At 40.5% G+C, this 12,753-nt stretch carries 12 protein-coding genes and 1 tRNA gene; 5 read left to right on the top strand and 8 right to left on the bottom strand.

Annotated elements, in window-relative coordinates:
• Window positions 1-81 precede the first annotated feature (81 nt).
• On the bottom strand, window positions 82-654 hold the full coding sequence (locus I6758_RS05930; protein WP_196604270.1) for a cob(I)yrinic acid a,c-diamide adenosyltransferase: 573 nt from the start codon (window positions 652-654) through the stop codon (window positions 82-84).
• Between the two features lie 117 nt (window positions 655-771).
• Between I6758_RS05930 and I6758_RS05925 the strand changes: the two genes are divergently transcribed.
• A complete protein-coding gene (locus I6758_RS05925; RefSeq protein WP_330998026.1) occupies window positions 772-1,845 on the top strand; it encodes an HD-GYP domain-containing protein in 1,074 nt (357 codons plus the stop codon).
• Window positions 1,846-1,930: 85 nt separating this feature from the next.
• Here I6758_RS05925 and queF read toward each other — a convergent pair whose 3' ends face one another.
• Window positions 1,931-2,425 (bottom strand): preQ(1) synthase, encoded by a 495-nt coding sequence (gene queF / locus I6758_RS05920; protein ID WP_196604269.1) that lies wholly within the window; start codon window positions 2,423-2,425, stop codon window positions 1,931-1,933.
• A 230-nt stretch (window positions 2,426-2,655) separates the two neighbouring features.
• Between queF and serC the strand changes: the two genes are divergently transcribed.
• Both serC and I6758_RS05910 read left to right on the top strand, forming a co-directional pair.
• Window positions 2,656-3,747: a 3-phosphoserine/phosphohydroxythreonine transaminase gene (serC, locus tag I6758_RS05915; RefSeq protein WP_196604268.1), complete on the top strand. Its 1,092-nt coding sequence runs from the start codon at window positions 2,656-2,658 to the stop codon at window positions 3,745-3,747.
• 39 nt (window positions 3,748-3,786) lie between these two features.
• Window positions 3,787-4,284 (top strand): flavin reductase family protein, encoded by a 498-nt coding sequence (locus tag I6758_RS05910; RefSeq protein ID WP_196604267.1) that lies wholly within the window; start codon window positions 3,787-3,789, stop codon window positions 4,282-4,284.
• Window positions 4,285-4,340: 56 nt separating this feature from the next.
• On the opposite strand, the gene I6758_RS05905 is transcribed toward I6758_RS05910, so the two are convergent.
• Window positions 4,341-4,988: a YigZ family protein gene (locus I6758_RS05905; RefSeq protein WP_231038534.1), complete on the bottom strand. Its 648-nt coding sequence runs from the start codon at window positions 4,986-4,988 to the stop codon at window positions 4,341-4,343.
• Between the two features lie 229 nt (window positions 4,989-5,217).
• On the opposite strand from I6758_RS05905, the gene I6758_RS05900 reads away from it, so the two are divergent.
• Window positions 5,218-6,588, top strand: a complete 1,371-nt coding sequence (locus tag I6758_RS05900; RefSeq protein WP_196604488.1) for an amino acid permease — start codon at window positions 5,218-5,220, stop codon at window positions 6,586-6,588.
• Between the two features lie 115 nt (window positions 6,589-6,703).
• Here I6758_RS05900 and eno read toward each other — a convergent pair whose 3' ends face one another.
• The 3 genes from eno to I6758_RS05885 form a co-directional block, all read right to left on the bottom strand.
• Window positions 6,704-8,011: a phosphopyruvate hydratase gene (gene eno, locus I6758_RS05895; RefSeq protein ID WP_196604266.1), complete on the bottom strand. Its 1,308-nt coding sequence runs from the start codon at window positions 8,009-8,011 to the stop codon at window positions 6,704-6,706.
• 340 nt (window positions 8,012-8,351) lie between these two features.
• Entirely contained in the window at window positions 8,352-9,518 is a 1,167-nt protein-coding gene (locus I6758_RS05890; protein ID WP_196604265.1) for an ABC transporter substrate-binding protein, read from the bottom strand.
• A 421-nt stretch (window positions 9,519-9,939) separates the two neighbouring features.
• Window positions 9,940-10,029, bottom strand: a tRNA-Ser gene (locus tag I6758_RS05885).
• A 316-nt stretch (window positions 10,030-10,345) separates the two neighbouring features.
• Here I6758_RS05885 and I6758_RS05880 point away from each other — a divergent pair.
• A complete protein-coding gene (locus I6758_RS05880; RefSeq protein WP_196604264.1) occupies window positions 10,346-10,786 on the top strand; it encodes a transcriptional regulator PerR in 441 nt (146 codons plus the stop codon).
• A gap of 71 nt (window positions 10,787-10,857) precedes the next feature.
• On the opposite strand, the gene I6758_RS05875 is transcribed toward I6758_RS05880, so the two are convergent.
• Both I6758_RS05875 and I6758_RS05870 read right to left on the bottom strand, forming a co-directional pair.
• Window positions 10,858-11,664 (bottom strand): sulfite exporter TauE/SafE family protein, encoded by an 807-nt coding sequence (locus tag I6758_RS05875; RefSeq protein WP_196604263.1) that lies wholly within the window; start codon window positions 11,662-11,664, stop codon window positions 10,858-10,860.
• 94 nt (window positions 11,665-11,758) lie between these two features.
• Window positions 11,759-12,673 carry a ketopantoate reductase family protein gene (locus tag I6758_RS05870; RefSeq protein ID WP_196604262.1) on the bottom strand — a complete coding sequence of 305 codons (915 nt, stop codon included), beginning with the start codon at window positions 12,671-12,673 and terminating at the stop codon, window positions 11,759-11,761.
• Window positions 12,674-12,753 lie beyond the last annotated feature (80 nt).

The following is a 12,753-nucleotide window of genomic DNA, read 5'->3' as shown; positions in this document are numbered from 1 at the left end:
GGAAACTTAATTCAGACGGCGTTTTGACGCCGCCTGAATAGTAGTCATCGGATAAACAAGATTTTATCCCTGCCGGCAAGTTCAATCCTCTATTCCCTTTCTTCCCAAAACACCTTTTTCGTAATAATGTTTTACCATCTTCATTTCAGTAACTAAATCAGCTTTTTCCAGCAGCCATTCCGGTGCATTTCTGCCCGTACATATGACTTCTGTATCCGGTGGCATATTGTCGAGAAGCTCCTGCAGCTGAGCCTTTTTTATCAAACCGAAAAACAATGCTACATTGATTTCATCAAGCACTATGACATCGTATTTTTTTTCCGCGGCAGCCTTTTTCACCTCCTCCACACCCTCCTGGATCATCCTCACATAATCGGCAGGAGGTTTTCCCTTGGGGAACACGACAACATCATCTCCCCAGGCTTCAAGCTTATCCTTAGCTATCATTCCTTCTTCGGCAATAAAATACGGTTTTCCGCTTGTCTTTAATATAAGCTCCGGCGCATAGGTCTGAAGAATTTTTTGTTCACTATAAGCCAGACTTTTCATAAACTGGGCAAAATAGACCTTCAGACCCGCTCCTATGGCACGCATAGACAGCCCTATGGCCGCTGTTGTTTTTCCTTTACCGTTTCCTGTATATACTTGTAACATTCAGATACCCCCATCTTAATTTTTAGTATTAGCAAAAGAATTGATTGTCCGAAAGTAGGATTTATAATTTCTATAAAGAATATATACATTATATTCATATAACAAGGAGGTCTACATGTGAAAAAGCTAAGCATTGACAAGCTGATGCCCGGTATGATACTGGGACGCACAATTATCAATGATAAAATGGTCGTCATCTTATCATCAGGTACCATGCTGACTCAGGCACATATAACCAGACTGGAATTTTTAAATATGCCTTTTGCATACATAAAAGATGATTTTGAACTAAGCGGCAATTATCAAGTCGTAGAGATCATGTTCAATAAAGAAAATGCCTTCGTAAAAAAATACAATGATGTCGTTTCAGAAGCAAATGAACTTTTTGCCAGTGTTGGCAAGGGCGAAAATTCATCCATAGAAAAAACCGGCGAAAAAGTAAAAAATTCACTTCTGCCAACAGTCAAAGAGAGCGGTGTCATTGATTTTTTATATACGTTGAGTAATATCAGCGATAGCGTCTGCCATCATTCAGTGCGTGTTTCCATATTATCCGGAGTTATCGGCAAATGGCTCCGCTTCAGCGAAAGTAAAATAAATGACCTCATTCTTGCGGGATTTTTACATGATATCGGCAAAACCATGATGCCGCAGAGAATTGTCAACAGAAATTCCAAAACACTAAAACCGGAAGATTACGAACTTTATATACAACATACAATAAACGGCCAAAAGATCTTATCCGACCGCCCCGGCATTTCCGACGGAGTGCGTGCGGCGGCACTGCAGCACCATGAAGCCATGGACGGCACAGGCGAGCCTTTCGGCGTTAGCGGTAACGATATAGACGAATATGCACGCATAATTATGATCGCCGATTTTTATGACAACATCACCACCGAGCATGAGGGTGAAGTCAAGCACACACCATTTGATGCCGTTGAAATGATTGGCAAGAGCATGTTTACCTCTCTGGATGTCCAGATCTGCATTCCCTTTATCACTAATATTCAAAACTCTTTTCTGGGTTCTGTGGTTGGGCTCAGTGATGGCAGACGCGGTCAGATCGTTTATTATCCTGCCGGCTACTCAACTCTGCCCATCATAAGAATAAACGATGACACTGTGCTGGATCTCAATGAGGAACGGCTTCATAATAATATCAACATTATAGAATATAATCCCAAATAATCCGCCTTTATCCACAGATGCCTGCCTTTCCGAAACAAATATCATCACTGTGAAGTGCGTTTGCCCTTTTTGGCAAACGCACTTTTTATCTATTATCGATCTTATCCATGCCATTCATATCATGCTGAATAAAACGCTGCTGTGCTATCTCCTCATATTTTGAGGCCGGGCGCCCATAATTGACATAGGGATCGATCGATATACCGCCGCGCGGCAGAAATTTGCCCCAGATCTCAATATACCGCGGCTGCATTAAATTTATCAGATCATCCATTATTATATTGACTACATCTTCATGAAAATCACCGTGATTTCTGAAGCTGACAAGATAAAGCTTCAGCGACTTGCTTTCGACCATTATCCTGTCCGGAATATAAGATATATATATTGTGGCAAAATCCGGCTGCCCGGTTATAGGACACAGGCTCGTGAACTCAGGACAGTTGAATTTAACCCAGTAATCCCTGTTTGGATGTTTATTTTCAAATGTTTCCAAAATCTCTGGACTGTAGCCGTAATTATACTTTACGTCCTTTTGCCCAAGCAGTGTTATACTTTCCGTCTCTTTTTTACTTCTCACTGTATAATCCCCCCTACAATTATTTTATATTATAATATTTTTCCCGGCAAAATGCGACTGTCTTCCTTCTGCAAGGATATTTTTATTTGCCGGATCAAAGCTGCAGATGCAGCTGTTCATTCCCTTGACGATGTGATATATTTAGCGTAAAATTATGTAATGATAATGCGCGAATTCCAACTTTTAGTTTTCTCAGAGCGCAATCTGTAATTATTTTTGGAGGTTTTACAGTGGAAGCAAATCGTGTATATAATTTTAATCCCGGACCGGCCACACTTCCTTTGGAAGTTTTAAAACAGGCACAGGAAGAACTGCTCAATTTCAGCGGCAGCGGCATGTCCATTATGGAAATCAGCCATCGTGCCAAAGAATATGATGCCGTCCACAATCAGGCAAAAGAAGATATTAAAGAACTGATGGGCTTAGGTTCTGATTATGATGTATTATTTATCCAAGGCGGTGCCAGCATGCAGTTCGCCATGGTACCAATGAATTTTGCCGCCGCCGATAAAAAAGGGAATTATGTATTATCTGGCAGCTTTGCAAGCAAAGCCTATAAAGAGGCTGAAATTCAGGGCGTTGGCACTGTTGCAGCTTCCAGCAAGGATAACGATTTCCGCAATATTCCCAAACAGAATGAGCTTAAAATAAGTGCTGATGCCTCATATCTTCACGTCTGCTATAATAATACCATCTACGGCACAGAATATCATTATATTCCCGAAACAAACGGTATACCTCTGGTAGCTGATATGTCTTCCGATATGCTCTCACGTCCTCTTGATTTCAGCAAATTTTCTCTTATTTATGCCGGTGTTCAAAAAAACCTCGGACCTGCCGGAGTAACCATTGTTGTTGCTAAAAAATCTTTTATAGAAAACAGCCCTGAGAACATTCCTACTATGCTGCGCTACAATACATACAGCCAAAAAAATTCACTGTACAACACCCCTCCGGCTTTCTGCATTTATATGGTCGGCAAGGTGGCTTCATGGCTGAAAAGGCAGGGTGGGCTTACTGCCATAGCTGAACGGAACGCAAAAAAAGCCGCATTATTATATGATGCCATCGACAGCAGCAGCGGCTTTTATAAAGGCCATGCCGAAAAAGACAGTCGTTCGTTCATGAACGTCACTTTCCGCCTGCCCACAGAAGAACTTGAAGCAAAATTCATCGCCGAAGCAAAAGATAATAAGCTTTGCGGTATAAAGGGACATCGTTCTGTTGGTGGTCTGCGTGCTTCCATATACAATGCAATGTCTTACGACGGAGTAAAATGCCTGACTGATTTTATGGAACAATTCCAAACTGCCAATAAATAATTTTTCATTGCTAATGTATTTTTTAAGGAGGCTTTCTATATGAAACTAATCGATCCATTAGCTGTTTCCGACCAGATTGTGGAGGTTTTAAAAAAAGGCGCTTTTCTTACGACCAAATCGGCTGATACAGTAAATACGATGACTATCGCCTGGGGTAGTATCGGTTTTATTTGGGGCAAGCCCATTTTTATGACAATGGTAAGAAAATCGCGGTTCACATGGTCCATAATTGAAAAAAGCCATGAATTTGCGGTAAGTGTTCCTACACATGATATGCATGCGGCATTAGGTATCTGCGGTACAAAATCCGGCCGTGACACAGATAAATTTACCGCTGCCTCGCTCACTGCACAAAAAGGTCAGAAAATCGACACACCTGTAATAGCCGGTGCGGGATTACACCTTGAATGCAAAATAATTTACCAGCAAAATATGCTTCCTAAAAACTTATCTGCTGATGCAGCAGACAAATGGTACAGCGACAACGATTGGCATACTCTTTATTTTGGGGAGATCCTCGCTGCCTACGAAGATTAAAATAGTGTTCCGTTCTGAGACCACCCTTTCGAGGGTGGCTTTATTTTTTGCCGATTTCAAGAGAGCTGAACATCATAGTAGACATAGCCTAAGTTATTTATAATACAGCTGCCCGCCGTAAGATCGTTTATGGTATCCAAGATTTGCTTGCTTTCTTCAATACCTATCAATACTGTAAATTTTACTGCATCAGCGTAATCCTTTTGCAATACACATATATCAGTTTTATGCAAACAATTTTCCAGGCTCCCCATAAAAGTATAAGCAAATTCGAGTTCCACTTTTTCAAACGGTGTTCTTTCTACAATTATGGCAGCCGCCAAGACAGATGAAACACCATGTCCATATGCACGTATCAATCCCCCCGCTCCCAGTTTTATACCTCCGAAATATCTGCTGACCACTACAGTCAGATCTGAAATTTTTTTCTTTTCTAAAACATCAAGCATAGGATGTCCGGCTGTTCCCGACGGCTCTCCGTCATCATCTGCTTTTTTTTGATCAGCTTTACTGCCTATTATGTAGGCCGAACAATTATGCGTTGCATCCCAGTACTTCTTTTTTATTGAAATAATAAATGCCGCAGCAGCCTGCTCATTTTCCGTTCTTTTTGCATTCACTATAAAGCGGGATTTGTTTATTATATATTCGACTGTCGCAGTATTTTTTAATGTTTTATATCTTTCCAGTATTTGATTTTCCATACTTTCCGCATTACCCTTTCGCCTCATATCCGCAACGGCTGATGACCTCTAAAAGCTGTATATATTATAGCCAATTTTTTCATTTATGTATAACATATTTATTTTTTTGTTTTTTATAGCTAATTATGTCTTTTTGTAGTATTATCTCAATTGTGCCCGATAATATATTAGGTCACTTTTAATTTAAATAAGAATGGTCGTGTTATTAATAGTGGAAAAACTTCATAGTATGCATCGCAGCTTGAAAAACAGACATTTGCAATTGATATCTCTTGGTGGTATCATCGGCAGCGGTTATTTTCTTGGTACAGGATATATTCTTGAAAAAACCGGTCCTGCTGCTATTTTGGCATATTTACTGGGCGGTCTCATCGTTTTTTGCGTCATGCTCTGCCTGGCGGAGCTGGCTGTTGCCAAGCCGGTATCCGGATCGTTTGTCAACTACACCAACGAATATATCTCGCCTGTATGGGCCTGCGGCGTAGGCTGGGCATACTGGATGAACTGGATTGCCTATGTTCCGTCTGAAATGATTGCTGCCGGAATAATCATGCATAACTTCATGCCGCAAATAGGACAGGTTGGCTGGGCAATAATTTTTGGTTTCATAATAACATTAATAAACGTCCTCAGTGTAGGCAAATTCGGTGAAAGCGAGTTTTGGCTCTCTCTGATAAAAATCGCGGCACTTATCATTTTCAGCGGCACTGCTTTTGCGATCTGCATAGGTCTTATCGGCAGCCACTATATAGGAACTGATATTTTATTGAACAACGGCGGATTCGCGCCCAATGGCTATTGGTCTATTTTCATAACAATGGTCATCATTTTAGTCAATTTTCAGGGCTCTGAAATAATAGGTCTGGCCGCAGGGGAATGCAAAGATCCTGAAAAAAGTATTCCTATTGCAGTCAGAAATGTGAGCTGGCGGATCATTGCCCTTTACATTATCCCCGTCTTTCTGCTCATCTCTATTTTTCCATGGAATCATGCAGGACTTTCAGAAAGCCCCTTTGCAGCCGCGCTTCAGGAATATGGTCTCGATCAATTGGCTTCCGGTTTTGCTTTTGTCGTTTTAACGGCAGCCATCTCCTGTTCAAATTCCGGACTCTACGGCAGCGGCCGGGCTCTCCAAGCTCTTGCCCGGCTTAACATGGCACCAAAATGGCTCGGTCGTCTGAATGCGCAGGGAATGCCGCAAAACTCAATTTTTGTATCGATTATCGGCTGCTGGCTGATTATTTTTCTTTATACTTATGATACGAGTTCTCTCGCTTATACATATCTGCTTGCTGTGTCAGGTTTTACCGGTGCAATGGCCTGGATATCGATCTGTTGGAGTCAATACAATTTTCGCAGAAAATTAATAAAAGCAAATCTCGTTCATACGCTGAAATACAAAACACCTTTTTTCCCTTATATTACGCTTTTTGGCATCTTCATTCAGGTTCTCTGCCTTCTGGTAATGGTTTTTACCGAAGATCTGCGATCAGCTTTATATACCGGCCTGCCGATGATGCTGGTACCTATGCTTTGGTATAAATTATTCCGTACAAAAAAACTTGCGGGATTACCCGCTTCGCCAATCCGTAAAAAATAAAAAAACTTGAGTCTATAAAATTGAGCTGTCCTTATAAGTCAGACCTAAAAGTACGACTTATAAGAAACAGCTCAAACATAAACTCAAGTTCTTTTTCTATTAAATAATATTTTTTTCAGATTTCATGACATTGATTGAAAGCAGCCATGCCGGGATAAACTGCACTTTCCCCCAGCTCTTCTTCGATTCTCAGCAGCTGATTGTATTTTGCTACACGTTCACTGCGGCTTGGTGCTCCTGTCTTGATCTGGCATGTATTCAGTGCCACTGCCAAATCTGCGATAGTGGTATCTTCTGTTTCACCCGAACGGTGGGATGTTACAGCCGTATAACCTGCTTTATGCGCCATTTTGATTGCTTCAAGTGTTTCTGATACTGATCCGATCTGATTAAGCTTTATCAGTATAGAATTTGCACATCCGCCATGGATACCTTTAGCTAAACGCTGTGTATTGGTTACAAACAAATCGTCACCTACCAGCTGAACTTTCCGTCCAAGCCTTTCAGTGAGCTTGCGCCATCCGTCCCAATCTTCTTCATCGAGTCCATCTTCCAATGATACTATCGGATATTTTTCGCAAAGACCCGCCCAATAGTCAACCAGCTCATCATTAGTAAATTTCTTTCCTGATTTCGGCAAAAGATATTCGCCCTTCTTGCTGCCCTTCCATTCACTGGCGGCAGGATCAAGTGCAAGCATGAAGTCTTTTTTGGGTTCATAGCCGGCTTTTTTAACTGCTTCAAGAATAATATCCAAAACCTCTTCATTTGTAGAAAGATTCGGTGCGAAACCGCCTTCATCGCCTACAGATGTTGCAAGCCCTTTAGACTTCAGTATTTTCTGCAATGTATGAAATACTTCTGTACACCAGCGCAGACCTTCCTTAAAAGAGGGAGCGCCGACAGGCATTATCATAAATTCCTGTATATCTACAGTGTTGGTAGCATGGGCACCGCCGTTTAATATGTTCATCATCGGTACCGGCAGTCTGTTGCCATATATCCCGCCAAAAAAACGATACAAAGGAATTTCCAAAGCTGCCGCAGCTGCCTTAGCGCTGGCAATAGAAACAGCCAAAATTGCATTTGCTCCTAGTTTTGATTTATCATCAGTTCCGTCAGCCTTGAACATAGCTCGATCAACAGCATAAACATCCGATGCATCCAAGCCTTTGACTGCATCATTAATAATGGTATTTACATTATTAACAGCTTTGGTGACCCCTTTGCCAAGGAAGCGGCTTTTATCTTCATCACGAAGTTCCAATGCTTCAAATTCACCAGTAGAAGCACCACTTGGAGATGCTGCTCTGCCTATGCTTCCGCCTTTTAAAACTACTTCTGCCTCGACGGTTGGATTGCCCCGAGAATCTACAATTTCTCTGCCTATTACTTTTTCAATCTTCAACTTGTCAAAAACCATTATACAAACATCTCCCTTATAATAATATTCCATAATATGCACTATTGCCATCCAACAGCTATATTCTCTGTCAAATGAAAAATGGATTATCGTAATTGCTGAATCAGCTTAATCACTATATTGTATATAATATAGCACAGATGATAGGCATTATCAATACAAGGTTCCTCGAAACATCTTTTATTGGTTTAAGCGTGTCTGCTTTTAAAAAGCTTTTCCCTGCAAATAATCCCCAGGTCATAAACCTGAGGATCACCACATAAAGCTGTTATTTTTTTGGAATATAAACGCACTGACACATGTATGCGCCTATTGCTCACTATTCACCTCAGGAAATCCGTCATTCCGGTGATATAGCCTGTTTGAAAGTCTGTTTACCATCTTTGAATTCTATTATAACAGCCTGCTTTACCGGATTGTGATCTTTGTCTATTGTAATTTTACCAGAAACCAGCTGCAAATCTTTAGTAGCCGCAAGAGCCGTATTTATTTTTTCTGGATCGGCGCTGCCTGCTCGTTTTATAGCATCTATGATCATAGTTGCTGCATCATAGCCAAGGACTGCCGCTGCGTCAGGATCCTGTTTATATTTATCTTTGTACGCCGTAATAAATTTATCTGCTTCCGGTGTTTTATTCTGGACAGAATAATGATTCGTAAAATAAGTATTATTCAAAGCATCTGCTCCGGCAATATCAACCAGCTTGCTGCTGTCCCATCCGTCTCCGCCGGTTATTGGCACTGTTATACCAAGATCACGTGCCTGCTTTATTATTTTGCCCACTTCTTCATAATATCCCGGGACATAAATCATATCAGGATTTGTTGCCGCAATTTTTGTCAATGTTGCTTTAAAATCACTGTCTTTCTGCAAATATGCTTCTTCGGCTACAATCTGCCCGCCGTTTTTAGTGAAGCCTTCTTCGAAGAAATGTGCAAGCCCCTTAGAGTAATCGGAACTGTTGTCGATATACACGGCAACTTTTTTTACTTTCAATGTATTTGTAGCAAAATTCCCCATTACAGTGCCCTGAAATGGATCAATAAAGCAGACGCGGTACACATAAGGATTAACCTTGCCATCATCGCTTACGGTAACCTTTGCATTAGTGGAAAATGAACTTACAAGAGGAATTTTACTATCATTAGCAATTTGCGTGATTGCCATTGTATTTGACGATGTGCATGCGCCGAGAATAACAGATACCTTGTCTGATGAGATCAATTTTGTAATAGCATTTGCAGCTTCTGCGGGTTCTGATTTATTATCTGCTTTTATGAATTCAATTTTTTTGCCGTCAATACCGCCTGCCGTATTTATTTCGTCAAAGGCAAGCTGCGCACCATTGGCTGTTGAGGTTCCGTAAGATGCATTATTTCCTGTCAGTTCAAGATCTCCGCCAATCTTGATCGTATCGGAACCGCCGGCTCCGCAGCCAGTCCCCAAAATCGCAAAGAATAGTGCACCGGATAATGCTGCGGCCTTTAAAATTTTGCTTTTTAACATAATTTTCACTCCCAATATATTTTCCGAAAATAAAAGCCTGTTAACAAAACAGCAATAACTACAGAATATTGCTGTTTTGTTAACAGGCTTCATCGCACAAAAACATTTATTAGATTTCGGTAGGCTTAGTATATCATTATCATTAAATTTTTGCAATAAAAATCTATAATGGCATTACAAATTAATCTTATAGCTAAACAGTTTGAATTTATCTGCTATTGAATAAGGCTGCAACTTATAAATACAGGAAACTGCATAATGAGTTGTATAAACGCAGTTAGACCTTTCATTCATATTCAAAGATTAGTATATTGTTCACTTCGCCAGCGGATATATTTTTATTCAGTGCATTTTCACACACTTAACTATTTAATGCGCACAAAAAAGCCTCCGACAAAAACGCCAGAAGCCTTGATTTCAATGGCGGAGAGTGAGGGATTCGAACCCTCGGTACAGTTTCCCGCACACACGCTTTCCAGGCGTGCTCCTTCAACCACTCGGACAACTCTCCAAATGCTCTCAACAATACAATTTTCTATTGGCAACGATATATAGGATATCATTTTTTTTGAAACTTGTCAATTATAATGGCATAAATAATATCCCTGCAATATCAGGGAATTATATTCTCCAAAAATTGTTTTTATTATTAAATAAATCTCTTTCATATTTTTCTTGTAGATAATTATTATTTAGTATAAAAATTTATCTATAAATATTGACACACAGCTTTGTTTTTATTAGAATAATAACATAGTATAAGTCTACTAATAATAACTATTACTTACAATTAATTTTATCTTTTTACGAAAGGACGCATGAACATTATGATGGATGCCAAAAAAGTAACGGCGTTGTTACGAAAAAAAGGATTCAAAGTAACTCCGCAGCGGTTAGCCATATATAACGTACTCTGCAATACAAAGGCACACCCTAATGCTGAAATGATTTTCAATAAATTGCAGCCATATTATCCGACAATGAGTTTAGCTACGATTTACAAAACTATCGATATTCTAAAAGAGATAGGGCTTATTCAGGTTATCAATGTCGGCGAAGACAGTCTTCGGTATGATGCAGTAGTAGAACTGCATCCCCATATTCGCTGCACGGTCTGCAATAAAGTGGAGGACATAATGCAGTTTGATTTTTCCCCTGCCATAAAGGCAGTAGCTGAAAACACCTCTTATGACCTTTCCGGCCAGCAGTTCTATTTTTACGGAGTCTGTCCCGAATGTCAGGCAAAATCCAATCTCAAAATAGGCTGAGTCTTCCTGCGCAGCAAAATAAAATAAGCATAAACAGCTTTTGCTGTTTATGCTTATTTTATTTTGCTGTCTCATCTGATTCCGGCCATTAGAATCAATTTCACCCCGAGTATGCACATGACCGCAGAAAGCAAAACGACTATTATACGTGGTTTAGTTTTCTGCGATATACTGGCTCCCAGCTGAGCACCGACTGCCGTTCCGCCGCCGATAGCTATTGCTGGCTGCCAAACGACATGATTGAGCATAATATGCGATATAGATCCAGCAAAAGAAGATATTGCCAATATAAAATGAGATGTAGCAGTGGCAACATGCGGAGGAAAAGATAAAACATATATCATCAAGGGCACATGTATAACCCCGCCGCCTATTCCCAGCACACTGGATAAAAAACCTACAAATATGCTTATAAAGATACCCAGCTTCTTGGAATATTTGAAATTCTCCTTGTCAAAGTATTCTACCTTAGCTTTGGCAGCCGAAGATTTCCAATACATAATCACAGATAAAATTATTAGCATTACGCCAAAAAGCATATCGAAAAGCTCTCCTGTAAAGTAATCATCAACGTAACTTCCGATAAACGCTCCCGGTAAAGTCGCAGCAGCAAAAGGAATTGCCGCATCAAAATAAACTTTTTTTTGTTTTATATAAGCAAGCGTGCCTGAAAGTGTATTTAAAAATATTCCCACCAGAGATGTTCCCACTGCCTGTGAAACGGTGTGAAACGTGTTGAAAAAGCTGGGTGGTGCATCCGCTTTGCCTGTCATAACCAGTACAAAAAGCGGAACCATTATAAGTCCCCCGCCAATACCAACAAGAGTGCCAAAAGCCCCCACGCCTATACCTATAATAAATAAAAGCACTGCCTCCACTTAACTGCCTGTCCTCCTGTCAACTGCATTCTTTTAATTTCCGGCAACGAAAATAAAGTGTGGCCGTATAAATATCAGCCACACTCTTTATTACTCAATTTTTAAAGCCAAACTTTTTTGCGATTTTAGTATAACACGGAACTGCCACACCAAAACGTTCAGCCATTCGGACAACCTCGAAAACCAATCCATCGATCTCTGATTTGCCGCCTTTTTTCAAATCTTTTTGCATAGATGCCGTTGTTTCCGGTGTAAGTGCATCCATAATAGATAAGTTCTTATTCAAAAGAGCACTATCCAGATTAAGCCCCATCGCTCTGCCTACATCAAGTGTCTCACTCACGGCAGCAGAAAACTCACTGCGATACTCTCCGTTATTTTGCATAGCCTCAGCTGTAACATCATAATAAGCTCCTACAGCGGCCATTGGTGAAACAAAGGTAAACTTTCTATATGTATCCTCGGCAATATTTTGCGAAACAACAGGAGCGATACCCGCAGTAAGCAAATCGGCTGCGATTTTGTCAAGCTGGACACGCAAGCCTGTTTCCCCGCGTGTTCCGTAGACCACTCTGAAAATATCACTTCTTTGTGTTATCTCTCCGGGAGCAGAAACCCACGCAACAATATAGATACACCCTTCTAAAACATTTTTTCCAGGCAGTTTTTCAGCTAATACTTTACCCGTACCGAAAATATTCAATATAGGAATAATGATAGTATGCCTGTCCGCCGCTTTCTTTAGAAAAGGAACTACTTCATCAAGTGAATATCCCTTTACGCTGACAAAAACAACATCCGCCTTGCTCTTATATTCTTCGGTACTCATCGCCTTTATATTTTTTAAATGCATTTCGCCCTTTTTATCGGAATGTATAATAAGCCCATTTTCATTCATTGCCTGTAAGTGACGTCCGCGGGCAATAAATGTGACATCCTTGCCTGCCGCTGCCAAGAAGCCGCCTATACAGGCACCTGTTCCCCCGGCACCTAAAATGACATACTTCATAAGTCTACCCCCCACGAATAAAATCTTTTCAGCCTTCTTTCAGTATAAAACATCACCTGAATAAACATTCGCAGCCTATT

The sequence above is a fragment of the Pectinatus haikarae genome, assembly GCF_015732185.1.
Taxonomy (GTDB): domain Bacteria; phylum Bacillota; class Negativicutes; order Selenomonadales; family Selenomonadaceae; genus Pectinatus; species Pectinatus haikarae.
Note: the sequence above shows the minus strand (reverse complement) of the source record. Positions and strands in the feature narration are given on the sequence as shown.

What these genes read in the sequence shown, in the direction of transcription:
- I6758_RS05890 (WP_196604265.1), bottom strand. Translation starts at nt 9,518, where the DNA reads ATGTTAAAAAGCAAAATTTTAAAGGCCGCAGCATTATCCGGTGCACTA.
- eno (WP_196604266.1), bottom strand. Translation starts at nt 8,011, where the DNA reads ATGGTTTTTGACAAGTTGAAGATTGAAAAAGTAATAGGCAGAGAAATT.
- I6758_RS05930 (WP_196604270.1), bottom strand. Translation starts at nt 654, where the DNA reads ATGTTACAAGTATATACAGGAAACGGTAAAGGAAAAACAACAGCGGCC.
- I6758_RS05870 (WP_196604262.1), bottom strand. Translation starts at nt 12,673, where the DNA reads ATGAAGTATGTCATTTTAGGTGCCGGGGGAACAGGTGCCTGTATAGGC.
- I6758_RS05910 (WP_196604267.1), top strand. Translation starts at nt 3,787, where the DNA reads ATGAAACTAATCGATCCATTAGCTGTTTCCGACCAGATTGTGGAGGTT.
- I6758_RS05880 (WP_196604264.1), top strand. Translation starts at nt 10,346, where the DNA reads ATGATGGATGCCAAAAAAGTAACGGCGTTGTTACGAAAAAAAGGATTC.
- I6758_RS05900 (WP_196604488.1), top strand. Translation starts at nt 5,218, where the DNA reads ATGCATCGCAGCTTGAAAAACAGACATTTGCAATTGATATCTCTTGGT.
- I6758_RS05905 (WP_231038534.1), bottom strand. Translation starts at nt 4,988, where the DNA reads ATGGAAAATCAAATACTGGAAAGATATAAAACATTAAAAAATACTGCG.